Source organism: Paludicola sp. MB14-C6 (genome assembly GCF_030908625.1).
In the GTDB taxonomy this organism is placed as follows: Bacteria; Bacillota; Clostridia; order Oscillospirales; family Ruminococcaceae; genus Paludihabitans.
On the sequence record NZ_CP133133.1, the window covers coordinates 2,376,350 to 2,401,930 of the forward strand.

General features: G+C 33.2%; 24 protein-coding genes, 1 pseudogene and 1 other annotated feature. Of the genes and pseudogenes, 16 read left to right on the forward strand and 9 right to left on the reverse strand.

The genetic code is table 11. From position 1 onward, the window contains the following. Positions 1-2 precede the first annotated feature (2 nt). A complete protein-coding gene (locus tag RBG61_RS11345; protein WP_307943541.1) occupies positions 3-392 on the forward strand; it encodes a bacteriohemerythrin in 390 nt (129 codons plus the stop codon). Positions 393-573: 181 nt separating this feature from the next. Here RBG61_RS11345 and RBG61_RS11350 read toward each other — a convergent pair whose 3' ends face one another. The 7 genes from RBG61_RS11350 to RBG61_RS11380 all read right to left on the reverse strand — a co-directional run bounded on the left by RBG61_RS11350 (position 574) and on the right by RBG61_RS11380 (position 7,032). Next, the gene (locus RBG61_RS11350; RefSeq protein WP_307942478.1) at positions 574-1,800 is read right to left on the reverse strand and encodes an IS256 family transposase; all 1,227 of its coding nucleotides are present in this window, start codon (positions 1,798-1,800) and stop codon (positions 574-576) included. Positions 1,801-1,932: 132 nt separating this feature from the next. Next, a complete protein-coding gene (locus tag RBG61_RS11355; RefSeq protein WP_307943542.1) occupies positions 1,933-2,652 on the reverse strand; it encodes a DUF5131 family protein in 720 nt (239 codons plus the stop codon). Positions 2,653-2,672: 20 nt separating this feature from the next. Next, positions 2,673-3,416: a hypothetical protein gene (locus RBG61_RS11360; protein WP_307943545.1), complete on the reverse strand. Its 744-nt coding sequence runs from the start codon at positions 3,414-3,416 to the stop codon at positions 2,673-2,675. Positions 3,417-3,424: 8 nt separating this feature from the next. Then, on the reverse strand, positions 3,425-3,541 hold the full coding sequence (locus RBG61_RS11365; protein WP_307943546.1) for a hypothetical protein: 117 nt from the start codon (positions 3,539-3,541) through the stop codon (positions 3,425-3,427). Further along, positions 3,535-5,010 (reverse strand): ASKHA domain-containing protein, encoded by a 1,476-nt coding sequence (locus tag RBG61_RS11370; protein WP_307943548.1) that lies wholly within the window; start codon positions 5,008-5,010, stop codon positions 3,535-3,537. The genes RBG61_RS11365 and RBG61_RS11370 overlap by 7 nt, the downstream gene beginning before the upstream one ends. Before the next feature lie 183 nt (positions 5,011-5,193). Beyond that, positions 5,194-6,717: a cardiolipin synthase gene (gene cls / locus RBG61_RS11375; RefSeq protein ID WP_307943550.1), complete on the reverse strand. Its 1,524-nt coding sequence runs from the start codon at positions 6,715-6,717 to the stop codon at positions 5,194-5,196. A 105-nt stretch (positions 6,718-6,822) separates the two neighbouring features. Next, positions 6,823-7,032 (reverse strand): hypothetical protein, encoded by a 210-nt coding sequence (locus tag RBG61_RS11380; protein ID WP_307943553.1) that lies wholly within the window; start codon positions 7,030-7,032, stop codon positions 6,823-6,825. Positions 7,033-7,383: 351 nt separating this feature from the next. Between RBG61_RS11380 and RBG61_RS11385 the strand changes: the two genes are divergently transcribed. The 11 genes from RBG61_RS11385 (at position 7,384) to RBG61_RS11435 (ending at position 19,507) form a co-directional block, all read left to right on the forward strand. Beyond that, positions 7,384-9,270 carry a polysaccharide biosynthesis protein gene (locus tag RBG61_RS11385; RefSeq protein ID WP_307943556.1) on the forward strand — a complete coding sequence of 629 codons (1,887 nt, stop codon included), beginning with the start codon at positions 7,384-7,386 and terminating at the stop codon, positions 9,268-9,270. Next, on the forward strand, positions 9,263-9,997 hold the full coding sequence (locus RBG61_RS11390) for an acyltransferase (RefSeq protein WP_307943560.1): 735 nt from the start codon (positions 9,263-9,265) through the stop codon (positions 9,995-9,997). The genes RBG61_RS11385 and RBG61_RS11390 overlap by 8 nt, the downstream gene beginning before the upstream one ends. A gap of 34 nt (positions 9,998-10,031) precedes the next feature. Further along, the gene (locus RBG61_RS11395) at positions 10,032-11,288 is read left to right on the forward strand and encodes a lipopolysaccharide biosynthesis protein (protein ID WP_307943563.1); all 1,257 of its coding nucleotides are present in this window, start codon (positions 10,032-10,034) and stop codon (positions 11,286-11,288) included. Between the two features lie 26 nt (positions 11,289-11,314). Continuing rightward, a complete protein-coding gene (locus RBG61_RS11400) occupies positions 11,315-12,739 on the forward strand; it encodes a hypothetical protein (RefSeq protein ID WP_307943566.1) in 1,425 nt (474 codons plus the stop codon). After that, positions 12,732-13,859: a glycosyltransferase family 4 protein gene (locus RBG61_RS11405; protein ID WP_307943569.1), complete on the forward strand. Its 1,128-nt coding sequence runs from the start codon at positions 12,732-12,734 to the stop codon at positions 13,857-13,859. The genes RBG61_RS11400 and RBG61_RS11405 overlap by 8 nt, the downstream gene beginning before the upstream one ends. Before the next feature lie 4 nt (positions 13,860-13,863). Then, positions 13,864-15,084 carry a glycosyltransferase family 4 protein gene (locus tag RBG61_RS11410; protein WP_307943572.1) on the forward strand — a complete coding sequence of 407 codons (1,221 nt, stop codon included), beginning with the start codon at positions 13,864-13,866 and terminating at the stop codon, positions 15,082-15,084. Between the two features lie 14 nt (positions 15,085-15,098). After that, on the forward strand, positions 15,099-15,785 hold the full coding sequence (locus RBG61_RS11415) for a sugar transferase (RefSeq protein ID WP_307943575.1): 687 nt from the start codon (positions 15,099-15,101) through the stop codon (positions 15,783-15,785). Positions 15,786-15,975: 190 nt separating this feature from the next. Continuing rightward, on the forward strand, positions 15,976-16,887 hold the full coding sequence (locus RBG61_RS11420) for a GDSL-type esterase/lipase family protein (protein WP_307943577.1): 912 nt from the start codon (positions 15,976-15,978) through the stop codon (positions 16,885-16,887). A 12-nt stretch (positions 16,888-16,899) separates the two neighbouring features. Then, positions 16,900-17,361, forward strand: a complete 462-nt coding sequence (locus tag RBG61_RS11425; RefSeq protein ID WP_307943579.1) for a DUF4358 domain-containing protein — start codon at positions 16,900-16,902, stop codon at positions 17,359-17,361. Between the two features lie 132 nt (positions 17,362-17,493). Next, positions 17,494-17,835: a hypothetical protein gene (locus RBG61_RS11430; RefSeq protein WP_307943582.1), complete on the forward strand. Its 342-nt coding sequence runs from the start codon at positions 17,494-17,496 to the stop codon at positions 17,833-17,835. A gap of 13 nt (positions 17,836-17,848) precedes the next feature. Next, positions 17,849-19,507: a hypothetical protein gene (locus RBG61_RS11435; RefSeq protein WP_307943585.1), complete on the forward strand. Its 1,659-nt coding sequence runs from the start codon at positions 17,849-17,851 to the stop codon at positions 19,505-19,507. Positions 19,508-19,676: 169 nt separating this feature from the next. On the opposite strand, the gene RBG61_RS11440 is transcribed toward RBG61_RS11435, so the two are convergent. Further along, entirely contained in the window at positions 19,677-19,817 is a 141-nt protein-coding gene (locus RBG61_RS11440) for a hypothetical protein (RefSeq protein WP_307943587.1), read from the reverse strand. 132 nt (positions 19,818-19,949) lie between these two features. After that, positions 19,950-20,203, forward strand: a binding site (T-box leader). Between the two features lie 79 nt (positions 20,204-20,282). Here RBG61_RS11440 and tyrS point away from each other — a divergent pair. The 4 genes from tyrS to RBG61_RS11460 all read left to right on the forward strand — a co-directional run bounded on the left by tyrS (position 20,283) and on the right by RBG61_RS11460 (position 24,008). Further along, entirely contained in the window at positions 20,283-21,506 is a 1,224-nt protein-coding gene (gene tyrS, locus RBG61_RS11445) for a tyrosine--tRNA ligase (RefSeq protein ID WP_307943589.1), read from the forward strand. A 192-nt stretch (positions 21,507-21,698) separates the two neighbouring features. Next, complete coding sequence (locus RBG61_RS11450) at positions 21,699-21,902, forward strand: DUF1858 domain-containing protein (RefSeq protein ID WP_307943591.1); 204 nt, start codon at positions 21,699-21,701, stop codon at positions 21,900-21,902. 133 nt (positions 21,903-22,035) lie between these two features. Then, positions 22,036-23,328: an MFS transporter gene (locus RBG61_RS11455; protein WP_307943592.1), complete on the forward strand. Its 1,293-nt coding sequence runs from the start codon at positions 22,036-22,038 to the stop codon at positions 23,326-23,328. Next, positions 23,322-24,008, forward strand: coding sequence for a tRNA (adenine(22)-N(1))-methyltransferase (locus RBG61_RS11460; protein ID WP_307943594.1), 687 nt, complete (start codon positions 23,322-23,324; stop codon positions 24,006-24,008). Before RBG61_RS11455 ends, RBG61_RS11460 begins: the two co-directional genes overlap by 7 nt. 25 nt (positions 24,009-24,033) lie before the next feature. Here RBG61_RS11460 and RBG61_RS11465 read toward each other — a convergent pair. Next, positions 24,034-25,475, reverse strand: a pseudogene (locus RBG61_RS11465) (IS1182 family transposase). Positions 25,476-25,581: the final 106 nt, after the last annotated feature.

The window sequence follows — 25,581 nt, forward strand, 5'->3', positions numbered from 1 at the left end:
TTATGATGTGGAAAGACAGTTTAGCAATAGGCGTTAAAGAAATTGATAGTCAACATAAGGAACTATGTGATAAAATTGATGCATTATTTGATGCTTGTAAACAAGGAAAAGGCAGAGTCGAAATCTTATCTACTATGGATTTTTTACAAAGCTATACCATCAAACATTTTCATGATGAAGAAATCATTCAGCAAAAATGTGGATATCCAAAATGCAAAGAACATAAAGCTATCCATGAAGCATTTATTAAGCAAGTTGCAGAGCTAAAAGCAGAGCTTGAAAAAGATGGCGCATCCATTGTGTTGGTTGGTAAAATTAATAGTTTGGTAATTGATTGGTTGATTAAACATATTCAAAACGTAGACAAAGAGATTGCACAATATATTAAATAGTCAAAGCGGTAGTATTTTTTCGGGTATACCAAGAATTTTGTGTAAATATAAAAACAATCAGAACAAGAAATAGGAACAAAATAGTAATTGACATAGTGTATAGGTTAGTTGAAACAAGTTTATTTAATGACAAAAGGGGCATGCCCCTTTTGTCATTAAATTTTGGCGGATGAACATAGAATCATCCAGCGATTCTGTCCGAAAACATGATGTTTAATTGGTTTAAAACAACGTCCCAATTTCGACAACGTTGTGTCCATCGTTCGACAATTTTTTTTGAAGCTAAATACAGTATCCTTTTTAAACTATCATCATTTTGAAATGATGGTTTATTCTTGGTTATTTGTCTGAACTGCCTGTTTAATCCCTCAATAATATTAGTTGTGTATATTATTTTCCTTACATCAGTTGGATATGCAAAAAAGGTTGATAGTATATCCCAGTTATCCTCCCAACTCTTTATGCAAGAAGGATAACTTTTACCCCATTTTTCTTTGAATGATATTAGATTATTCAATGCTTCTTCCTCTGTAACAGCTTGATATACTAGTTTTAGATCTGCCATTAACTTCTTGATATCTTTGTATCCTACATATCGTGTTGAATATCGAATTTGATGTATAATACAACGTTGAATGTGCGCTTTGGGATATGCTGCATTGATTGCTTCTTTAAAACCTTTTAAACCGTCAACACAAAATAGGTATACATCTTGCAAACCCCTTGATTTCAAGTCATTCATAACGCTCAACCAGAATTTTGAGCTCTCGTTTTCTCCAATCCAAATGCCCAATATATCTTTATTTCCTTCAAGTGTAATTCCTAAAACCACATATGCTGCTTTCGTTACAAACTGATTGTTTTCTTTTACTTTGTAGTGTATTGCATCCATGAACACAAATGGGTATACACTATCTAGTGGACGGTTTTGCCATGCTGTTACTTCCGGCATTATTTTTTCTGTTATCTTGCTTACTAGTCCATCTGAAATTTCTACATCATAAAGATTTTTTACTTGTTCAGCAATATCTCGTTGAGACATGCCACAAGAGTAAAGTGCAATAATTTTTTCTTCCATCCCGTCAGCATTACGATTATATTTACCAATAATTTGTGGTTCAAATTCACCGTTTCTATCACGAGGAACATTAATATCCACTTCGCCAAGTTGTGTTTTAACTGTTTTCTTTGAATATCCATTTCGATAATTTTTCGACATGCTTTTTCCGTCATCGTTCGCTATTCTTTGACTTTTTTGGTAACCCAATTCTTCGTCTAATTCACTATCCATAACTTGCTGAAGAACATCTTTGAACATCTCTTTCATTGCCTGCATAACCTCTGTTGTGCTTGTGAAGTTTTGGCTGTTCACATACTCTTTTAATAACTCTTTCGGTTGCTTTTCCATAAAAAAATACTTCCTTTCATACTTGAATTTATTATCTTAATTCTTGTCTGATTGGAAGTACCTTATTCACTTTTACACAAAATTTTCGGGAGTCTCTATTTTTCAATACTACCGCTTGTCTATTTGTACGTATTATTCTCTTGTAAAATCAATTTGGGCTTTTCTGGCTTGTGCACAAAGATATTGCCGTTGTATTAAATAAGGCTTATCATCTTTTATAAAGTGGGTAGCAACTTGCCTAAATTGAAACGAAACGTTTGCAGCAATACATTGGCGCCGAATATCTAATACCCAGTTATAATCTAAAGGACGCGTATCTTTCCCCGATTCACCGCCAACTATTACACATTCAATCGTATCATCCAAGTAGTTTGAAATGTCCATTTTTTCAAGCATAGGTTGAATAACAATCTGTTTGTGTTTAATCGGTAATGCTTTGAATATTGGTAATCGTTCATCTGCACGTTGTTGGTTTTCTATAGTACAACACACAACCACATTATCAAAATTCTCTTTAAAATCATTTGGTAACCCAATACGAAACCCCTCAATTCGCTTAGTCAGAAAGAGAAAAGTAAGATCTTTTCGTGTACGAATGATTTTCCAAATCTCATTTCGCCATTTATCCGCATCTTCAACAAGAAAATCGGCATTAAAACATAAGTATACAAGTTGACCTGATTTCATTTTATAGTTGCCTTTACTGTCTTTCACAATCGGTTTATAAAATTCATCTGTTTTATAAACAACATTGGTATCTATATTTTTGCGTTCATTTGCCCTAAAGATATAACAATTTTTACAGCCTTCGCTTTTTCTATGACATCCTTTCCAAGGATTCCAAGTAGCCATATGCAAAACCACCTTTATTGCTAACTAACATCAATTATTTGATATAAATTTAGTCTTCCTTGCTTTCCAACTTGCTCAATGAGTCCTACTTTACGTAATACACTCATTCCTGATTGGATCGCCCTAGGACTCACTTTCATTAAATTTTTCAAATCTTTTGTAGTAAATTGCGTTGGTAAATTAGGGGGTAATAAAATATCATAATCGGCTGGGCAACGTAAATAGATTTCTTGCATAATATCAATCGGTATGCGGTCAAAACGGGATGAACCCTTCTTTTTGTCCTTGCTCCATCCATCTAAGTTTCGATATTCGTCTACATCAATCATTGCTATGCAAAAGCTGATGTTCGGATGATTTAGCAAATCTTTGATTTTATATAGTTCCCATACAATTTCAAATGGCAGTCCGATTTTGGGCGATTTGCGCTTTACTGTTGTTTCACCCGTTTCTTGGTTAATCCAATAGAGCCACTTTGTTTGCGCAATAGGATAAACGACAGTAACTGTTGTTACTTCTAAAAACGCAGCAAGCTTTTTGCGTAACTTTTCAAAGTTTCTGGTTTGAATTTCTATAATTCCATTTTCGCCTACAATATCAGCAACGTATCCACCAACCTTGATTTCATGGTTATCCTCATACGGCTCAAAATAGTGCTTTAATACTGCATGAAGTGTTTTTTCACCCAATGTACCTATCCCTTTAGAATTTCGTTGTACATCGATTACTTTTTCACAAGCATCTTGAAATTGTAGTTTATTCATAGTTGTTATTAAAATCCCATCTGTTCAATATATTCATTCTGGAAAAAAGCATCTCCGGAAAGCTCATAATAGCTAAACTTGTTCGTGATAGAATGTAATTCTTCAATTGCTTTTTCATTTAGCAAAACTTCAATAGCACCCATACCGGCAGCATTACAACGGTAGTAATTTTATCAAGTAAGGAAGGAGGTAGCAATCCAATTTCGCAAGCACTCTTCTTGTCAATATAAGAACCGAATCCTCCTGCCAAAATGACTTTATGAATATCTTGCTCTGTTAAGCCTTTTGCATGAATTAAGGTTTGAATACCTGCACAAATAGCGGCTTTTGCAAGCTGAACTTCACGTATATCTTTTTGAGTTAAATAGATATTGTTATCTATATCAAGAACAAAAACAGGCTCGTCTTCTTCACGATAACGATAGAGTAATGAAGTTGGTATTTCATCTTCGTCAATTCGTCCTGTTTCATCAATTACTCCGAGTTTTAATAAACAAGCAATTGTATCAACCAAACCAGAGCCACATATGCCAATTGCAGGTTGATTTCCTATCGTTTCGATTTTGATATCATTATTTTTAATTGTAACTTTACTAATTGCACCTGTAATACCGCCGACTCCACATTGAATCGTAGCACCTTCAAAAGCGGGACCGGCTGCCGTAGCACAGCAAATAAATCCGTTTTGATTGCCAATTGCCATTTCGCCATTTGTTCCGATATCAATATAAATGCAATTTTCTTTTTCTTCATGAACTTTTGCGCTTAATACGCCAACTGTAATATCGCCGCCAACGTAGCCGGAAACACAATCGGTTAAGAATACTTTTGCAGTATCGTTTGTAGTTATTCCAATTTCTTTTGCGTTTAAATCAAAGCCAAATAGAGAAGTTGGGGTGAATGGTGCAACAGCAATTCCACTTGCATCGTAACCCGTTAATAAGTGGAGCATAACAGTATTTCCTGCAATTGTAATATCCATAATATCATGATAGGAATAGCTTTTTTTACTGCAAAAGGAATCGATGGCATTGTTGAGTTGTTTTACAATGGTTTGCTTTAGTAACTGCTTGCCATCATCTTTTTCTATACAACTGTTAATTCTTGAAATGACATCAGCACCAAAGCTGCGTTGTTCGTTTAGCCCACTAACAGTGTCCAAACGTTTACCTGAATTCAGATCATAAAAGTAACAAGCAACCGTTGTTGTTCCAATGTCAACAGCAAGTCCAATAGCAGCTTTTGTGCTATCCTTTGCTCTTGGTGAAATAACAAAATCAGATTTCATACCACTTTCTTGTACTGTGTAGTTTTGTTGATTTAGTATTGTAATACTGCAATCGCCAATTGGCTTGGTTAAGCAAGCTAATCGAATATCATTCATTTGTTCTTGTAAAGAAAGCAGTTTTTGCTCTTCTGCAGTAATTGGTGTCACTTGTCCGTTTACTTGTACCTTACATTTTCCGCATTTACCGTTTGCATTACAAGGTGCATCAATGTAAATATGGTTTTCTTGTAATAGCTTTAGTATTGATTTATTTCCATCCGTAATAATTTCGGTAACGGAATTTTCTTTTTGTATTGTCAATTTCATATGCTTAGTCCTCCGTATAAAATGGTTAACTCTTATTGTATCATATATAAAAAAAGATAAAAGGTATTTTTATATGATTATTTGTAGAATTCTTATCTTTATATTGAAAACACCTACCCATTATAATGAGCAGGTGCTTTTATGCTTTTGATTCAATTATAAATTGTAAGCAAAGGTCGATTACTACATCAAAGGCGCAAAAATATTTAATAATTTTTGCATAAAGCGGGTAAAAAATTTCGTTTCATTGCAGACTTCTTGCGTAATATGCTCGGATTGCATTAGCGTGTTAAGATGGTCTTTTCTGACATCAGCAATGGATGATGTTTTGTATAAAAATGCACCACATTCGTAATGCAAATAAAAGCTTCTAAAGTCAAAATTTTGGGTTCCGACAATTGCAATTTCATCGTCAGCAACAATTGTTTTAGCATGAACAAATCCCGGAGTATATTCATATACTTGAACTCCTGCTGTAATCAGTTTGATGTAATTGTAGCGAGTAACCATATGAACATACCATTTATCTGCAACATGGGGCGTGATAATTGTAACTTCAACGCCGCTGTTTGCTGCAAGGCAAAGCGCAGTCATCATTTCATTGTCTAATATGAGGTATGGAGTGGTAATGCTCACATATTTTTTTGCACGAGAAATGATATTAATATATGCCATTTCGCCAATTAAGTGTTGATCCAAAGGTCCATCACCGTATGGCATTACATAGCCATCTGATTCATAATGTTCCGTTGGGCGATAGTAAGAAAAGTCAATTTTATGTCTTTCGTAATATTGCCACATTTGTAAGAACATAATGCTTAAATTCCATACCGCATCACCTTTTAACATAATAGAGGAATCTTTCCAATGCCCATGCTTTACAAATGCATTAATATACTCATCAGCTAGGTTGTTACCTCCAGTAAAGCCAACATTTCCATCAATAACAGTAATTTTTCTATGGTCACGGTAATTCATGAAAACGTCAATACTAGGCTTAAAGACATTAAATACATGTACTTCAATGCCGAGTGCTTGCAATTTTTTATAGTATTTAGTAGGGACAGTTCGAATACAACCAAGGTCATCATACATTACTTTAACTTCGACGCCCTCTTTAACCTTTTGAGCCATGATGTCTAATATTTCATCCCACATAGTACCTTCTTGAATAATAAAATATTCCATAAAAATAAATTTCTTTGCTTTTTTTAGTTCTGCGCAAAGAACATCAAAAAACTCTTCACCGGGGGATAAATATTGAGTCTGTGTGTTTTTATAAATTGGAAAAGAAGATGTTTTGTTTATGTAATTTACATGATTTATTATTTGCCCATCATATTCTTTTAGTTCTTCCAAAATAGATTCATCTTGTTTAGAGAGTTCTTTGGTTGACTCATAAACATATTGTATTCTTTTTTTCATTTTCTTTGATACATTTCCTCTGCCGGCAACGTAATAGAAAAACCAACCTAATATAGGAAACATAGCAATTGGAATTGTCCATGCCAGTTTGTATATGGGATTATCATCTTTTGAGATAATATATAGAATAGTGATTACGCTTAAAATAGTAAACACAATATACATATATAAACCGTAGTTAGATAAGAATAAAACCATTAACACTAATACTAAAACTTGAGCAAAAATGGATAATCCAAAAATAAATAATCTGCTCGTAAAAAATTTAAATAATTGTTTCATAATACCTCCTGATATGATTAAAGCTGAATGAAACGAAATCTAAAATCGATATTATGTAAAATACAAATTACCTTTATTTTAGCATAATATCGATTGGTTTACAAATTATTTATGATTTTCATCTACGTATTCTTTGGCTAAAATTACGTTGTCTTCAATAACGGGAGTTACAGGATCCTTGCTGTTTTCTGTACTGGTTTGTTTTGAAGTCAATGTAAGCGTTTGATATACTGGATTAATTTTTTTCTTTGGGTCTATTCGTGCATGATTGCCATGCAAGTCAGCTTGATTATTGTTTTTGCTTTTTATATTCATAAAACTTCACCTTTCTAATTTAAGCTTAAATTTTCGCAGTGTGAATTATCGTAATATTATTGTTGCTATTTTATTATTGGTTTTGAAATCGAAAAATATTCTTTCTACGTAAAAGCAATCTCATTTATTATCTAATGATTGCCTTAATTTTAAGTTAACAATGTCGAATATAATTGACTTCACGTGATTTTTTGTGTATAATTATGTAAATACAAGTGCTGATTTACGTTGCATAATAATGATATGTTTAAAATTTTTCAATACAGGGTAGATAGTGGCTACTCTATCTGTTATAATTACAAATTGTTATCTCAGGCAATGAATATGAAAAACTAAGGGGATTACCAATTTATGATATCGCTTAAAAGAAACAAAAAAATCAATCTATTGGTTTTAGTGTGTTGGGATATTCTTTCCGTTTATTTAGCAATTATTTTAGGATTTAAATTTAGATTTGGCTTTGTTGGAGCAATACCAAAACGATATGATGAAGATATGATTTTCTATGTTCTTATCATGATCTTAGTTGCAATCATGTCAAACACTTTATTGCGCTGTTATAGTGCTGTGTGGAGATATTTAAGCTACAAAGATTTGATAAGGCAGTTGCTTTCCTCATTATTATCCGCTGTATTTGTAATTTTAATCGACAATTTCATTGGTTTAGAGATGCCGTTTGAATTGTTCGTTATGATTCCATCTTTAATGTTCTTATTTATGTTGATTGGGCGTAGTTCGCCTCGTGCATATGTTGTAATAAAAAGCTTTTATCAAAAAAGATTAAAATCAGCGGCACAAGTAAAAACATTGATTTATGGAGCAGGCGAAGCAGGAAACTACTTGATGACGAAGTTGGCACAAAAGCAAAACAATAATACAATACCTGTTGGCTTTATTGATGATGATAAAGCTCTTTGGGGGCTAAAAATCGGACAAGTTCCTGTTTTAGGCGGAGAAGATATCTTAGAATTTGTTATTAAAGATTTAAATGTAAAAGAACTAATTATTGCAATACCATCTGCTGATGTAGACTTTATTAAGCAGATTTATATGCGTTGTCAAAAATGTGGAGTAATCGTAAAACGTTATGGAACTTTAGCTGATGTTACGGTTGAAGATTTTAGACAAGCACCTATTAAGCAAATTAACTTTGAAGAATTATTACGTCGTGATAGTGTTAAGCTTAATATGGATATCGTGAATAAATTTATCAAAGGTAAGGTTGTGCTTGTAACCGGAGGAGTGGGTTCCATCGGTTCAGAAATTTGCCGTCAAGTTTTAAAATTTGGCGCAAAGAAACTATTGGTATTTGATATCAATGAAAATGGCCTTTTTTATATGAAAAATGAGTTGGACGAAGCAGGATATCAAGGAAGATTTGAAGTGCTTGTTGGTTCCATTCGAGACAGAAATCGTTTAAGAGAAGTCTTTTTTGAATATGAGCCTAGTGTTGTTTTTCATGCTGCTGCACATAAACACGTGCCAATGATGGAGGGGAATCCAAAAGAGGCTATTAAGAATAATGTACTTGGAACCATTAACGTTGCCAATGAGGCAATCTTTCATGATGTAGAGAAATTTATCTTAATTTCAACGGATAAAGCAGTTAATCCAACCAATATTATGGGTGCTTCTAAGCGTATTGCAGAAATTGCAATCCAAATTATGAATAGTGCAGGAAACACTGACTTTGCTGCTGTGCGTTTTGGTAACGTATTAGGCAGTAATGGTAGTGTTGTGCCGTTTTTTAATAAACAAATAGAATCCGGTGGACCTGTAACGGTTACACATCCGGAAATGAAACGTTATTTTATGACAATTCCTGAAGCTGTGCAATTGGTTCTAGAAGCCGGCGCTATGGCAACGGGTGGCGAGATATTCGTATTGGAAATGGGCGAACCGGTATTGATTTATGATTTAGCATGTGATTTAATTCGACTACATGGGTATGAGCCAAACAAAGATATTGAAATTAAATTTACAGGTTTAAGACCAGGCGAAAAGTTGTTTGAAGAAATTTCATTAGCTGATGAAGATACAACCAAAACCGTTAACAATAAAATTTATATTTGTAAACCAACTGAGCATAACCCACAAGAATTTTCTCGCAACATCAAACGTTTAGAGAATGTTGTAAAGCAACCGGATATTGATAAAATGTTTGCTATTATAAAAGAAATGGTAGTAACATTTAACCATAATAATCCGAATGGAAACAGTGGAGGACAAGATGCATAGTTCAACTGCAAACATTGATGCAACTTGCGAAATCGGGGAATATTGTGTTATTGAAAACAATGTTACAATTGGTAAAGGTTGCGTAATCGGACATCATGTAGTAATCAGAGAAGGCACTTGTATCGCTGATAATGTGCGAATTGATGATTTTGCATGTGTTGGAAAAAAACAAATGAAAGCCGCAAATAGTGCGGTTACTACAGAAAAAGAGTTACCAGCAGCACAAATTGGCAATAATACTATTATCGGAACGCATTCTGTTATTTATCGAGGATGTGAAATTGGTAAAGGATGCTTAATTGCTGATTTTGCTTGCATTCGAGAAGAAGTAACAATTGGTGAAAAAACGATAATTGGTAAAGGTGCAACGATTGAAAACCAAACAAGCGTTGGAAGTTATGTAAAAATTCAAACGAATGCATATATTACTGCTTATTCTAAAATAGAAGACAATTGCTTTATTGCTCCATGTGTTGTAACATCAAATGATAATTATGCAGGTCGCTCTCAAGAGCGATTTAGCCACTTTAAAGGGGTAACTGTTAAAAAAGGCGGCAGAATTGGAGCTGGTTCAGTTATATTACCCGGTAAAGTAATTCATGAAGATGGTTTTGTTGCAGCAGGCAGTGTTGTAACAAAAGATGTTGATTCTGAAACTATTGTTGCAGGAGTGCCGTCAAAAACATTTGGAAAAGTATCTGAAAATCAACTTTTAAAAAATCAATGATTTGAATTTTTAAATGAGCAGAAAGATTATATTTATGAAATTATTATCACGATTTAAAAAAAGTGAATATGCCAAAAACTCTGCAATCCTTATGACGGGAACTGTGCTTTCGCAGGTATTAAAAGCATTAACCCAAGTTGTGTTAGCATTGTTTTTGGGAGATGTAGTACTCGGCGATTATGGAAAATATTTAGCTTGGTACTCTATTTTAATAGGTGTTTTTACCGGACGTTATGAATTGGCAATTATGTTGCCTAAAGATGATAATGATGGATTTATGATAACCATGTTATCGTCGGGACTTTCCGTTATATTAGCTTCGGTAATGGGCGTTGTTTTAATGGTTTTACAATTTGGATTTCAAGTTGATGTTGGATGGATACGCTTTTTACCGATTACCTTAGCTATTTTGGGCGTATATTTTTCTATTAATTATTGGCTGAATCGAAAGAAAAAATATAAAAGACTTGCTATAAATCGTACCATTCAAGGTTTTTTAGTTGCTTTATTCAGCGCCTTTTTCTATTGGTTCAAGCCAACTCGTCAAGATAGTATGATTTGGGGCTATATTGCTTCTCAAGCAATTGTTTTGGTAATTTTATTAGTCTATGCAATAAACGATTACAAATCATATCAAATTAAAATTGATTTCAAACGCATGAAGGAACTTGCATTAGAACACATCAATTTTCCTAAATTTTCAGTAATATCAAGCGTTGTAAATAATTTAACAATGAAATTACCTATTTTATTGCTCGGCTTTTTTGAAAACACAAGTATTGTTGGGCAATATACGATGATGGAAAGCATACTGGCAGCACCGATTGCGTTAGTTTCAGAGGCAGTTCGTGATGTTTTTCGTCAAAAAGCAAGCCGAGATTATGTAGATGACCATGAATGCTATCAAACATATAAAGTTACATTTAAAACATTAGCGTTAGCAGCAATTATTCCGTTTATTTTAATTATGTTTGGTGGAAAGCCTGTATTAGATATAATCTATAAAAAAGAATTTGCAATGGCTGGCTATTTTATTATGATAATGGCTCCATTTTTCTATATTCGATTTGTTGCAGCTCCGCTGACTTTTATGACTTTCATAGCAGGAAAGCAAGCATTTGACATGAAATGGCAGATTGCATTTTGCATATCATCTTCAGTTGCATTTTTGCTTGGCTTTGCTCTTACTCATAATCCATATATCATGGTTTTACTATACGGTATTTCCAACGGAGTAATGTATACTATTAGTTTGCTTTATACAAGAAAGCTTGCTAAGGGACAAACTTAAACGATTTAAGTTAGGAGGAAAATAAAATGACAAAGAGTGAAAATAGACATCGTCTTTTAGGGATTGCTTTATGTTTAACAATTATTGGTTGCGTAGGCGTTTTGTCATTTTCCGTTTCCACTTTTTTTGATAAGCTTATGTTCTTGATTATGCTGACTATATTTGTGTTTTGCGTTATTTTGGATCTAAAAGAGGATAAAAAAGCGGTATTAGCGAGAATGAAGGGAATTTTTCAATCTGCAAAAATTCTATATATCGTATTAGCACTCTATTTCATATGGGATGTTATTACCATACTTTATACACGAGATTTATTATTATCGGTAAAGAAATTTCCCTATATGATTGAATATGTTGGGATATTTTTAGCAAGCGTTTACTATTGTAAGATAACGAATAAAATAGTCCATATTATTATCAGTGTGGCACTTACAGGCACTCTTGTTTCTATTGGAACTTATTTATATTACTTTTTATCTCAAAAGCCAATCTACTTTCAAAGGTTAAGTACAGCTAGAGATTACAATGTATATGCTTCTATTATTATTTTTGGAATCATTTTTGCAAGTGTCTACTTAATGAATTATTGTAAGCTTTCTTTTTTCAAGAGAATTTTAATCTACACAGCAGTTTGCGTTGTAAATATGCCTACATTTTATTTTGCAGGCTCACGAAGAATGGCAATCATGGTTCCATATTTCTTTTTGTTTGCAGTTTTATTTGAAGTGATTCGTTTGATGGTTTCTAAAACAGCAACAAAACGAATTTTGTTCGAAAATCTTGCTTTTTTGAGTATAATTGTTGTGATATTCTTTATTACATCATCTTCCTTACCGATTTTCAGCAAGTTTGGTGCAGAAAAAGAAGCTGCATACAAAGCTTGGCTTGCTAATGAGCAAAGCAATGGAATTGATGTACCAACGAAAGAAGAAACGAAAGATGAAAAAACAATTAGCGCAGTTTTGGAAACGATTAGCGATAAATCAATGTATAGCAAACGTTCTTTAATATATTCTGTTGCTTTTAATGAATTAAAAGATTATAACGTAACAGAATGGATTTTTGGAAGAGGTGCTGCTTACGATTTATATATGTATGATACAACAACCGATGAAGCATTATTAAAAGCATATTCAATCGATAAAGATCATCCACGTCCAAAAGGTTGGCTGAGCGTTCATAACTTTACATTAGCCGATTTATTAAACGGCGGATTGATTAAGCTGATTTTAGGTTTAACGTTAGTTGGAACAATTATCGCTTACATGATACGTGCAATTCAATACAAAAAGAGAATCGGTATTGCACTTGTTATTCCGTTTGCTTTGGTATTTGTTAATAACTTTATATCCGGAGCATATGGAATGATGAATGATGTGTTCTTCCAGATTATGTTGGCCGTTTTATGCGGTATCATATATGTCAACCAAAAGGAGAAAGCAAATGTCTAAAACAAAATCAGTTTGTATTATGACGAGTGTACATCGTTTCGATGATGTACGCATTTATCATAAAGAAGCAAAAGCATTTAAAAAAGCTGGATATGATGTAACGATATTGTGTTCAAACTTAAAGAGTCCAGAACAAACAGAATGGACAGATGAATTTGGCATTCATTTTATTAAGGTAAACATACCATCAGGAAGAACAAAACGTATTCTTTCTGCTACATCTTGTTTTTATAAAGCCGCAAAGTCACTGCAATGTGACTATTATCATTTTCATGATCCTGAGCTCATTAAAGCAGGATTAAAATTGCAGAAATTTGCAAAAGTAATTTATGACATTCACGAGGATGTTCCAAGACAAATTCTGACTAAGCCGTATTTAAAACCTTTTATTGCAAAAGTAGCTTCTCAATTATTTGAAAAACATGAAGTAAAAGCAGCAAAAAAGCTATATGGAATCGTTGCCGCTGAGCCTGTCATTTATGATAGAATGGCTCCATTAAATCCGAATACAATTATGGTTTGCAATTATCCTAAGCTTGAAGAATTTGAACTAACTGATAATGATAATAATGACCGAAAAAACGAAATCTGTTATATTGGCGGAATTACTAAAATCAGAGGGATTTTTGAAATGCTTGATGCAATTCAAGGAACAGATATTAAGTTGATATTAGCAGGTGAATTTGAAACTCAGGAATTAAAGCAAGAGGTTCAAAATCATCCCGGATATAAGAATGTGGATTATCGTGGCTTTATTGGAAGAGAAGAAGTAAAAGAAGTTTTATCTAGGGTAAAAGCAGGATTAGTAACCCTTCACCCAATTCCTAAATATTTAACGGCTCTACCGGTTAAAATGTTTGAATATATGATAGCTGAAGTACCGGTTATATCTTCTGATTTTCCATATTGGAAGGCAATCGTAGATGATGCTCAATGCGGAATTTGCGTAGATCCAATGAATTCGGGTGATATAAAAGATGCAATTCTCTATCTTTTTAACCATCAAAAAGAAGCTTCGCAAATGGGCGAGAGTGGACGAAAAAAGGTATTGGAAAAATACAATTGGGAAATCGAACAACAAAAATTATTAGCATTTTATAATAACAGAAAGGAAAACTGATACCATGAATATTATGATTATTAATCATTACGCAGGAAGCGACGAATATGGTATGGAATTCAGACCTTTCTATATGGGACGAGAGCTTGTTAAATTAGGGCATGATGTAACGGTTATTGCTGCGGATTGTTCCCATTTACGCAAAAAGAATCCGTCTATTCAAAAAAGCTTTCAAGAAGAATATATAGATGGTGTAAGGTATGTTTTCATTAAGACAACACCCTATGTTAGAAATGATTTAAAACGTTTGTTAAATGTCAAAAGCTTTTTAAAAACATTAAAACGGAATCGAAAAGCAATCTATGAAAAATACCGTCCCAATGTGATTGTAGCTTCATCAACGTATCCATATGATGTTAAGGTTGCAAAACAAATTGCCGAGTATGACGCAAATATCAAGGTCTGCTTTGAAATTCACGATATTTGGCCGCTTTCATTAATTGAGCTTTATCATATCAGTCCTAAAAATTTTGCAATGCGACATATTCAACGTGCTGCAAACTATGCTTATGAAAACGTGGATGCAGTTATTTCAATCCTACCTCATGTAGATAGACATATTAAAGAGCTTGGCTATCATGATGTTAACTATACTTATATTCCAAATGGAGTTATTGTTGACAATGCGGATGAACAACAGCCACCCGTTGAAATAGTTGATGCAGTTTCTAAATTGAAAGAGCAAGGAAAGTTTGTCTTAATGTATTTAGGTGGATTTTCTAAAGCGAATGCATTAGATGATTTAATGGCTAGTGCTGAATACATGAATGAAAACATTCAGATTGTCATGGTCGGGGGCGGCCCGTTAAAAGAAATGTACACACAAGAAATTAGTGATAAACAAATTAAAAATATAGCAATACTTCCAAGCGTATTAAAAACGCAAGTAAATCAGACTTTAAAATTAGCAGATGCATTATATATCGGTGCTAAGAAAACGCCTTTATATCGTTTTGGTGTCGGAATGAATAAGATATTTGATTATATGTTATCAAAACGACCAATGATTTATGCAATAGAATCCTCCAATGATTATGCAAAGGAAGCAAACTGCGGTATTTCCATTCCTTCTGAGGATTCAAAGGCAATAGCGGAAGCTGCTTTACAACTTTCAAAAATGGCAAAAGAGCAATTGGATAAATTGGGTATAAACGGATATGAATATGTTCTTGAAAATCACAATTATGAAAAATTAGCAAAACGTTTTTTAAATGTTTTACAATAACATCAGGAGGCACTATGCATATTACCGAATTTGAAAAACTTCCCGTTAAAATGCAAACAGATTCTGTGAAAGTATATCATGAAATATTGATTAATAAAAAAGCAAGTCTGTTTTGGAAACGCTTTTTAGAAGTGATTTTATGTAGTTTCCTATTTTTATTAGTTTCACCTTTCTTTCTTATCTTTGCTTTATTAATTAAACTGACCTCAAGAGGCCCAATTCTTTTCAAACAAGAACGTGTTGGAAAAGATATGAGACTGTTTTACATTTTAAAGTTTCGAACTATGGTTCAAGATGCCGATAAAAAAGGTGTGCAGCTTACGACTAATAATGATTCAAGAATTACTCCATTTGGCCGTTTTTTACGTGCAATCAACATGGACGAAATGCCACAGCTTTTGAATGTAATAAAAGGCGATATGTCTATTATTGGAACTCGCCCTGAAGTAAAAAGGTACGTGGATGTTTATACAGACGAAATGTATGCTACGCTTCTATTGCCACCGGGTATGTTGAGCCTTGCAAGTGTGAAGTATAAAGATGAAAATTCTTTATTGTCTGGAAAAGAAGATCCTCAAAAAGTATATATTGAACAAATTTTACCGGATAAAATGAAATATAATTTAGAGTATTTAAAAAAGCTTAGTGTGAAAGAAGATATGAAGTTAATTGGAAAATCAATTGCATGTGTATTCCAATAACATTAATGTAACTGATTTGTAACTACTTATTATCTAATTTGGAATTGTCTTTTGAGTATTGTTATATTATACTATAACCTGTACCGTATAATGTGACATTATTCGTTCATTTTAGTATATCTCGTTATCATCCAGCAACGGTAAATGAGGTTAATAAAATAAATATGCTGGAGAAATGGAATAGATAAGTATGAGTAGAAAAATTATAAGACAAACAAGAAAAACCAAAGCTCCATTATTTGTCTTATTATCGCTGATAATCATTGTAGTAATTATTATTGCTACTATCTTTACCTTATTTCTAAAAGACGATTTAAACAAAGATAACAAAGTGCAAATAGGTAAAATTTCAAATACAAGTAGCCAAGTAACGTCTGGGGCTGATTCCAAAGAAGCTAGTAAAAATTCGAGTAAAGAACAGCCAAAGCCTGTACAAGTTCCTATCAATTATGTTCGGGTTCCAAAATCGGATCAAGTTGCTGTAGAATATTTTAAAGATGCTGTATTTATTGGTGACTCTATTTCAGTTGGGTTTCGTAACAGTCAAGCATTGGTACCACAAAATGTAATCGCTGCACAAAATATCGGATTCAATCAGATTGCATCAGACAAGCCTGTTTTTGATGTGCAATCAAAAAAATACACGTTATTCGATGCTATTAAAACCTTAGGTTTCGAACCGAAAAAGATATATATTCTATTAGGAACAAATGGATTACCATGGTATGATAATTCAGCACATATTGAATATTACGAGACGGTACTAGATCGTATCAAAAGCACATATCCAAAATCCACTATATATCTTGAATCTGTTCCGCCAATTACCAATGAAGCCGAACTTCGATATAAAAGGGATGGAAAGACTTTTACAAATGAAAAAATTAACGAATTTAATAAAATGGTTGAAGCTTTAGCAGAAAAAAAGAAAGTTTTCTATTTGAATATTCATGAAGCATTGGTAAATAAAGACGGAGTTTTATCTGATGATTACGATGCGAAAGATGGAGTACATTTAATGAGAAATGGATATCAAGCGATGGCGGATTATTATAGAACCCATACTGTTGGCGGTGTTTTAACACCTGAAGCAAGTGAATAAAGGAGAATAAATATGAAGAGAATTATTACAATTTTAATGGTAGCTGCAATTATGCTAACGATGACAGCTTGCGGTGCAGGAGGAAAGCAACCGAATACAAGTGATGTTATGAAGAAAATAACAAGCGAAACAAAGCTTCCTGAAATGGCTGAAGTTACAAAAGAAAATTTATCAATTTATTTAGATCTCGACACTAAAAAAATAGACCAATTATCTTACTCTGTAGCGAGCAGCGGTGTTGATGGGGAAGAGGTTTTCATTTCTAAAATGGCAAGCGGAACTGATATGAACGCTATTAAAACAAAATTAGAAGCAAGAAGAGATGCACAAAGTGAATTATTTTCTTCTTATAATCCTGAAGCTGCTGCAATGATTAAGAAAGCAGCAATTGAAATTAAAGGCGACTACGCTTTTTATGCAGTAACCAGTGATTCCACAAAAGCAAAGAAAGTTTTCTTAGATTCTTTTAAATAAGGAAAGAATATATAGTAAATTAAAAACGCAAGCAATGTTTTAAGAATTTATTAAAATAAGCGCTTGCGTTTAAAATTTGTTTACTTTTTTTATGATGAAGTATGCTATACTTTTTAAACAAGGAGTGATACTATGATAGTTGAATCTATAGCAATTATTATAATTTTTACTGTTATGTCGATTCTTTTTATTCGTGTTAAAAAAAAGAACTACGCAGCAGCGACAGCACCGTTAATTATTGTGCCTTTTTTTCAACTTATTGCTAATATTTTAAATGAGTATTTAGGCAAGGTTGTAACAGCTGATATTCAATCATTAATCGTAATTATTGGTTTGGCTATTGGAGTAGTACTAATTGGGGTTGCGTCTAACTATTTAGTAGGTAAAAAGCCTAAGATCGCTTATATATTACTTTGCGGAAGTTTTACTACTATTTTGACAATCGTATTCTTGTGCAATAATTATCAAATGTGAAAGAGGTATACAAATGATAACAAATATTTCAGCTCCAAAGAAAAAAATATGGCTTATTCTCGTAGCAGTTTTGTTAATTGGGTTATATGTGTTTTTTGCAGCACCAAACTTGAATCCGCTATATGCTGATGGAGCTATCTTTTGGCTAGTATTGATCACAGCTTTTACTGTAATCATGAACATTTCATCTTTTAAGTTAATTCATTATACAGATGATCGTGGAAAGCCAGCTATAAAATTTGATAAAGGGCAAAAGATTAACAAAAGTGCAATTATTATTGTTGTGACTTTATGGGCATTGTTCATTCTTGCTAACATTATCTTCAATCCTATCTTTTTTTGGAAAAGCTATCGTGACCAAATGGTAGAGCCGGAAGCGAAAAAGTTTACTGAAGAAGTTGCACCAATTGATTTAAGCCAAATTCCTGTAGTTGATAAAGAACTAGCAAGAACGTTAGCTGATAAAAAACTTGGCGAAAAGCCATCACTAGGTAGCCAAGTTGAATTAGGGGAGCCAACAATACAATCTGTTGACGGTAAGCTGATTTGGGCTGTTCCATTACGTCATTCAGGTTTCTTCAAATGGATTTCTAATATGAGTGGATCAGCAGGCTATATTACAGTATCTGCAACAAATTTAAAAGATGTTAAATATATTGCAGATTATAAAATTAAAATTCAACCAGACTCCTATTTTTTACATGACTTAGCTCGTAAAGTTCGTTTTAGCAGTGGTATCTTCTCCGGTATTACCGATTATTCTTTTGAACTTAATGATGAAGGTAAACCTTTCTGGGTAGTGACTACCTATAAGAATACAATTGGTTACTCGCTTCCTGAAGCGAATGGTGTAATCATTGTTGATGCACAAACCGGTTCTTCACAAAAATATACTTTAGATAATATTCCAAAATGGGTTGATAGAGTACAGCCGGAAGATTATATCATGAACCAAATTAACAATAAGGGTAAATATGTTCATGGCATCTTTAACTTCTCTAATAAAGATAAATATAAAACTTCAGCAGGTAGTAACATTGTATATAACGATGGAAACTGTTATTTGTTTACCGGAATTACCAGTGTTGGTGTAGATGAAAGCGCAACAGGGTTTATCATGGTTGATATGGTTACAAAACAACCAATTCTATATCGTATGAGTGGCGCTACTGAACACTCTGCAATGCAATCTGCACAAGGTAAAGTACAAGATTTAGGCTATACAGCAACCATGCCGCTTATTTTGAACTTGTATAACGAGCCAACTTACTTTATGACATTGAAAGACTCAGCAAAGCTGATTAAAAAATATGCATTTGTTTCAGTAAAGGATTATATGATTGTTGGTGTTGGCGATACCATGAATGAAGCAAAAGCTGATTACGCAAAGACAATGAATGATATTTCCGATAAACCGAACTTAGGTAAAGGGGAAGAAAAGGTTCAATTAGAAGCGATCGGAACCGTTGACCGAATTAACTTCACAATCAAAGGCGACCAAACTTTCTATAGCTTTACTATGACAGAGAAACCGGGGGTTATATTTAGAGCAAACCTTACATCCAGTGCAAAGCTGCCTTTAACGATGAAAGGTGACAATATTAAAATTAAATATACCGTTTTAGATGATACACTAATGGATGTAAGTGAATTTAATAATTTAAGTATGTAATATTCAACCCTGCTTAGTTTTAAGCAGGGTTAAATGATTGTTGAAAAACCAAAACCTCTCAGAAAAGTCTGAGAGGTAATAGAAATACTATTTATAATAATTTTTACGAATGAAAAGTAGTTTATTTATATGTTTGATAAAGAATCAGTATTGTTGCTGTTTCGTACGATTATACAGTTGCATAGTAATCAGTAGTTGAGAGATTTTCTTGTGAATTTGGAATAGATTCATTCTGAGTATTATTGCTGCAAGAAGAAAAAGAAAGAACAACGATAGCCAAAACGATTAACAAAAATAATAATTTTTTCATATACAACACCTCTTATACACATTGTAATATATTAAATCAACAATGTCGATTACGTAATATTTACAAATTAATTATTTTTTGTTACTTCAAATCACAAACTTGACATTATTAACATATTGTGATACGATAAGTGCAATGGCATTGATAAGAACAAGTAACAATCCGATGTTACCTTAAGAGAGCGTTTGGTTGGTGTGAAAACGTGGAACAAGGAATTGTGAATACCTCTTTGAGCTGTGAGGAAGAAAAGCAAAGCCTAAAGTAAGCCTCATCGGGTACACCCGTTATAGTGTCGTGCATCTCTCAGAAGTGTCTGGTAGATGGTGAGGTTATCATTGTGAAGTGATAACAAATTGAGGTGGTAACGCGATTAATTCGCCCTCTATTCGGTTTACGAATAGAGGGCTTTTATAATGCCTAAAATATTCGTAACAAGAGTATTAACTAGGAAAAGGAGAATGAACCATGACTGTGTTCGAAGAACTAAGAAGACGTGGGTTGATTGCTCAAGCAACCCATGAAGACCAAATTGAAGAATTATTTAATAAGGAGAAAGTAACTTTCTATATCGGCTTTGATGCAACTGCAGATAGCTTACATGTAGGACACTTTCTACAATTAGTAGTTATGCGTCATTTGCAAAATGCTGGACATCGTCCTGTTGCACTATTAGGAACAGGTACGACTATGATTGGCGATCCAACAGGAAAAACTGATATGAGAAAAATGCTTACAGTGGAAGAAATCGACCATAATGCTGAATGCTTTAGAAAACAAATGTCTAAATTTATTGATTTTTCTGATGGTAAAGCTTTAATTGTGAGAAATGGTGATTGGCTGAAGAATATGAACTACATTGAATTTTTAAGAGATGTAGGCGTTCATTTCTCAGTAAATAGAATGTTAACTGCGGAATGTTTTAAATCTCGATTGGAAAAAGGATTAAGCTTCTTGGAGTTTAACTACATGTTAATGCAAAGCTACGATTTCTTGCATTTAAACAATGAATTAGGATGTAAAGTTGAGTTGGGCGGAGACGATCAATGGTCTAATATCCTAGGTGGTGTAGATTTAGTTAGACGTGTAAATAATGAGCAAGTATTTGGTATGACATTTACGCTTTTGACAACAAAAGAAGGCAAAAAAATGGGCAAAACTGAAAAAGGCGCATTATGGCTTGATCCTGAAAAAACAACACCATATGAGTTCTTCCAATACTGGAGAAATGTTGATGACCAAGATGTTATCAATTGCTTGAAACTCATTACTTTTGTTCCAATTGAAGAAATTGAAGCAATGGAACATTTAGAAGGCAGTGCATTAAATCCAGTAAAAGAATTACTAGCATTTGAAGTTACTAAAATGGTTCATGGCGAAGAAGAAGCAAAAAAAGCAATGGATACTGCAAAATCACTGTTTACTCAGAATGCAAACCATGCTGATATGCCAAGTACACAAATTACAGAAGCGGATTTCCAAGAGGATGCAATTGGTATTTTGAATTTGCTTGTAAAAACAAAACTTGCACCATCCAATGGTGAAGCAAGAAGATTGGTTCAAGGTGGGGGTATTTCAATTGATGATGAAAAAGTATCAGACCCTACTATGAAAGTATCAAAAGATCACTTTGAAAAAGGATATATTGTAATTAAAAAAGGTAAAAAAGTATATCATAAAGTAACGCTATAATATCAAAAAGCCAGGTCAATTTTGCCCTGGCTTTATACTTTCAAAAGTTGAATAATGTAATAAAAAAATACAAGAGAATATTAAAAATTAACTTGCAAAGCGTAGTCGAAATGGGTATAATAACATTACGAATATGCGCTTATTGTTCATGATATGAAACGGGCATATATCATAATAAAGGAGTAATGAAAAATGGCATATACAATAACAAAAGATAGCATTATTGGTGATATTTTAGATCACGACAGCACAACTGCAGAGTACTTTTTTGAAATGGGGATGCATTGTTTAGGTTGTCCATCATCTCGTGGAGAAACGCTTGAGCAAGCTTGTGAAGTACATGGAGTCTCAGTTGACGAATTAGTTGGAAAATTAAATGCACATATCAATAAATAGATAGAAAAAGGCTATCGTTTTTAACGATAGCCTAATGTATGCAATCAATTATTTTAAATGACATAATATTGAGAATAATAGTATTAGCTAAAATAAATACATAAATTACATATAGGGGATGGAGTGCATATATTTGAAAAATTTCTTTCATTCTATGAAATTAATTTTAAATCGAATGAAAACAAAAGTGTCTTTTGCTGTGGGAGCTGATAGATTAAATAAAGAGTTTTTGCAGTTTTCTGGAATGCATTTAATGTACTTGTTAGCAACAAGTATTACGATGGTATTTGTTAATACCTTGCTTATGCGTGTTGCCGCAGATCCAAATACAATTGCATTAAAATATAATATGGTTCACTTCGTCTTTGTAGGACTTTCTATGACTTGGGCAGCTATGTTCATGAAAAAGTTCAATAATAAAGTAATTATCGTAATAGGTGTGTCGTTATCAATGCTTACCTACTTGTTAACCTTTATTTTCATGGAGAATTTAGACCAAGTATATGCAATTGTAGCAATGGTTCATGGTATTGCTACAGGTTTTTATTGGATTATTTATTTTGATTCGTTGTTAATATATTCAAATGATGATACAAGAGATCTTGCAATGTCCTTTTTAGGTATATTTGCAGGTATTATTTCATTGGTAATGCCTCTCGTATCGGGGGCTGCAATTCAAAATTTACCGGGCTTTCTTGGATATTACGTTGTATTCGGCATTTGTTTTGCTATAGCAACATATGCTGTTTACTTAGTTACAAAATTACCGGTCGTTGCGCCAACAGGCGGAAAAACCAAGTTTCGTTTGTTATTAAAAAACATATATACAAAGAAAGTATGGTTTTTTGTTATTCATATGGATTTCTTTAAAGGAATTCGTGAAGGTGCATTTAGCTTTTTCTTAAATGTTTTATTATTTAAGATAGTTCAAAGCGAGGGCTTGGTAGGATTAAATACAACTTTAGTAGGAGTAACATCTATGATTTCCTGCATTGTTGCGGGAAAGATTATGCGGCCGAATAACCGCATGAAGTTAATGTTGCTTGGTACTACCATTTTAACATCATTAGCTTGTATTCTTTTCTTCCAGCTCAATACAATTACCATTTTGATGTTATCTATTGCAAATTCATTTTTAGGATTTTTTGTAGTGAATCCAACTACAACAACGATGTATACTGTTTTAGAGCTTGTGCCAAATGCAAATGAATTAAAAACAGAGTTAATTTCTACATCCGAATGCTACAAGAATTTCGGTCGTATTTTAGGCGTATTGCTAATTATGGTATTACCACAAACGAATTTTTATTATGTTTTATCATTAGTAATATTAACAGTAACTCAATATGTTACAGTTTTGTTTGCAAAAATAACTTTAAAGAGTGCGAAAAATTACGCAGTCGTTAAGGAGAATAGCGAATGTTAGACAAACGATTATTGGCAATCGCAAATTTAATCCGAAAAGGCAGCTATGTATGCGATGTAGGAACAGATCATGCATATCTCCCTTGTTATTTAGTAAAAGAGGGTATTACAAAGCAATGTGTTGCTTGTGATATAAATGAGATGCCATTACAAAGTGCTAAGGAACATATTCAAAGCTATGGCTTTGAAGCACAAATTGAAACAATTCTTTCAGATGGGCTTAAAAATGTTCCGTCAGCAAAAGCACAAGATATTGTAATTGCTGGTATGGGTGGAGAGTTGATAGCGAAAATATTGCAAGGTGTATCTTATACCAAAGAGAAAGACAAACGCTTTTTGTTACAGCCAATGACATTTGTTCCATACCTACGAAAATATCTTTGTGAAAATGGGTATGAAATTTTAAGCGAAATGCCCGTTATTGATAAAAATAAAACTTATACGATATTGTGTGTAGCATATACAGGTGTGGTAAAAGAACCATCTGCATTGTTTTTATTAGTCGGTAAAATACCTGAGAACCAATCAGAGGAAGCCAAAATTTATATACAACGTCAATATCAAAAACAAATAAAAATTGCGAAAAGTATTGAAGAATCATCAGAGAAAAAAGATAAAGCACAACAATATTATCAAATTGCTTTTGAGTTGAAAGACTTATTAAACAAAAAGGAGGGCTAATGCCCTCCTTTTTGTTTAATAAGTCTCAGTCTGAAGAAAAAGCCCGATTTTGGCGTAACCAAAGTCGGGCTTTTGAATATATGGTTGAAAATTTGAAAAAAGTGCAAAGGATACAAAAAGGAGAGTTCACCCTCCACTTATGTATTGCCAGCTTTTTAAGGTTCATGCACGCAAATTTAAGCCTAACCCAGTTTGTTACTTGGCAAGACCTCGATAAGGTGTATAACGCATTGCGTATTTTTCTTTCGCATCAGCAAAAACTCGCTCAATCGTTTCTTTTCGCTGTGCATAAAGATCTTTGTATTTTATTGCATAACGAATATCTGAAACTTGCTCTAAGTACTCATGCCAAACATGAACTGTGTATTGTTTCTGGAATTCTTTACTTTCAGTGCATTTGTAACGAAACCCACAGATTTTACAGTCGTTTGGATTGCTTTTAAATTCTTTGTATCCTTCTCTATTCGTGGTGGAATAGTGTAAAACTTTATTGTTTGGACATACTACACAGTCAAAATATTCATCATATGAAAAATCATATTTCTTAAAAAAGCCTTGTTTTGTCATTGGTCTACGATATGGTACTAATAAATCTTTTCCATCATCTATAAGTCTTTTTGCAATATAGGGAGTATTGTAGGCACTATCTGCCACTATTGTTTGGATTTCGGGGTGGTTTTCTTTTAATTTATCATACAAATCATCGAATGCTACGCTGTCATGTACATTGCCTGCTGTTACATGAACATCTACAATGTAGCCTTTTTTGTCACAAGCTGTATGTGCTTCATAAGCAAGGCATTTCTTATGCTCTCCTTTATGAAATACACCGCTTTCAGGGTCAGTGGTTGATTCATTGATGATTTTTTCTTCTATTTTAGGTGGCTTTGTATCGTCAAATGGCTTTTTTTTATGTTCTTCTCTATCTTTATTGATTTCGTCCATTAGTTGTTTCTCATAATGTTTTGCTGCTACGGGGATTGATTTCTTTACAACCTTTTTTATATTTGCATTTGCTTTTATATGGGTTCCATCTACAAATACCACCTCTGGGTCAAGATATCCCATATCATTGATTTCATTCAATATCCAGTTGAAAATGCATGCAATAGTATTCTCGTTAAATCTATGTTTAAAGGCATAACTTATTGTTGTAAAGTGAGGTATTTGTTCTGTCATTAAATATCCTAAAAACCAACGATATGCACAGTTCATTTGTACTTCTTCTACCAATTTGCGCAACGAACTTATTCCATACAAATGTTGTATTAAGACCATTTTGATTAGTACTACTGGGTCTATGCTTGGTCTTCCATTATCTTTACAATACAAATCCTCTACGAAATCATATATATGACAGAAATCCACTGCACTATCTATTTTTCTAAGCAAATGTTCTGCTGGAATAAATTCTTCTAAGCACAAAAACTCTACTTGTGTTCGGTCTTTTTTAGCTTTAACTAACATTTAATCACCCTATTTAATTATACCATTTTTCGCGTCAAAAGTCCCCTAAATCATCGAATTTAGGAGACTTTTTCTACAAGCTGAGACTTATTAAACAAAAAGGAGG

What these genes read in the sequence shown, in the direction of transcription:
- RBG61_RS11345 (WP_307943541.1), top strand. Translation starts at nt 3, where the DNA reads ATGATGTGGAAAGACAGTTTAGCAATAGGCGTTAAAGAAATTGATAGT.
- RBG61_RS11350 (WP_307942478.1), bottom strand. Translation starts at nt 1,800, where the DNA reads ATGGAAAAGCAACCGAAAGAGTTATTAAAAGAGTATGTGAACAGCCAA.
- RBG61_RS11355 (WP_307943542.1), bottom strand. Translation starts at nt 2,652, where the DNA reads ATGGCTACTTGGAATCCTTGGAAAGGATGTCATAGAAAAAGCGAAGGC.
- RBG61_RS11360 (WP_307943545.1), bottom strand. Translation starts at nt 3,416, where the DNA reads ATGAATAAACTACAATTTCAAGATGCTTGTGAAAAAGTAATCGATGTA.
- RBG61_RS11370 (WP_307943548.1), bottom strand. Translation starts at nt 5,010, where the DNA reads ATGAAATTGACAATACAAAAAGAAAATTCCGTTACCGAAATTATTACG.
- cls (WP_307943550.1), bottom strand. Translation starts at nt 6,717, where the DNA reads ATGAAACAATTATTTAAATTTTTTACGAGCAGATTATTTATTTTTGGA.
- RBG61_RS11380 (WP_307943553.1), bottom strand. Translation starts at nt 7,032, where the DNA reads ATGAATATAAAAAGCAAAAACAATAATCAAGCTGACTTGCATGGCAAT.
- RBG61_RS11385 (WP_307943556.1), top strand. Translation starts at nt 7,384, where the DNA reads ATGATATCGCTTAAAAGAAACAAAAAAATCAATCTATTGGTTTTAGTG.
- RBG61_RS11390 (WP_307943560.1), top strand. Translation starts at nt 9,263, where the DNA reads ATGCATAGTTCAACTGCAAACATTGATGCAACTTGCGAAATCGGGGAA.
- RBG61_RS11395 (WP_307943563.1), top strand. Translation starts at nt 10,032, where the DNA reads ATGAAATTATTATCACGATTTAAAAAAAGTGAATATGCCAAAAACTCT.
- RBG61_RS11400 (WP_307943566.1), top strand. Translation starts at nt 11,315, where the DNA reads ATGACAAAGAGTGAAAATAGACATCGTCTTTTAGGGATTGCTTTATGT.
- RBG61_RS11405 (WP_307943569.1), top strand. Translation starts at nt 12,732, where the DNA reads ATGTCTAAAACAAAATCAGTTTGTATTATGACGAGTGTACATCGTTTC.
- RBG61_RS11410 (WP_307943572.1), top strand. Translation starts at nt 13,864, where the DNA reads ATGAATATTATGATTATTAATCATTACGCAGGAAGCGACGAATATGGT.
- RBG61_RS11415 (WP_307943575.1), top strand. Translation starts at nt 15,099, where the DNA reads ATGCATATTACCGAATTTGAAAAACTTCCCGTTAAAATGCAAACAGAT.
- RBG61_RS11420 (WP_307943577.1), top strand. Translation starts at nt 15,976, where the DNA reads ATGAGTAGAAAAATTATAAGACAAACAAGAAAAACCAAAGCTCCATTA.
- RBG61_RS11425 (WP_307943579.1), top strand. Translation starts at nt 16,900, where the DNA reads ATGAAGAGAATTATTACAATTTTAATGGTAGCTGCAATTATGCTAACG.
- RBG61_RS11430 (WP_307943582.1), top strand. Translation starts at nt 17,494, where the DNA reads ATGATAGTTGAATCTATAGCAATTATTATAATTTTTACTGTTATGTCG.
- RBG61_RS11435 (WP_307943585.1), top strand. Translation starts at nt 17,849, where the DNA reads ATGATAACAAATATTTCAGCTCCAAAGAAAAAAATATGGCTTATTCTC.
- RBG61_RS11440 (WP_307943587.1), bottom strand. Translation starts at nt 19,817, where the DNA reads ATGAAAAAATTATTATTTTTGTTAATCGTTTTGGCTATCGTTGTTCTT.
- tyrS (WP_307943589.1), top strand. Translation starts at nt 20,283, where the DNA reads ATGACTGTGTTCGAAGAACTAAGAAGACGTGGGTTGATTGCTCAAGCA.
- RBG61_RS11450 (WP_307943591.1), top strand. Translation starts at nt 21,699, where the DNA reads ATGGCATATACAATAACAAAAGATAGCATTATTGGTGATATTTTAGAT.
- RBG61_RS11460 (WP_307943594.1), top strand. Translation starts at nt 23,322, where the DNA reads ATGTTAGACAAACGATTATTGGCAATCGCAAATTTAATCCGAAAAGGC.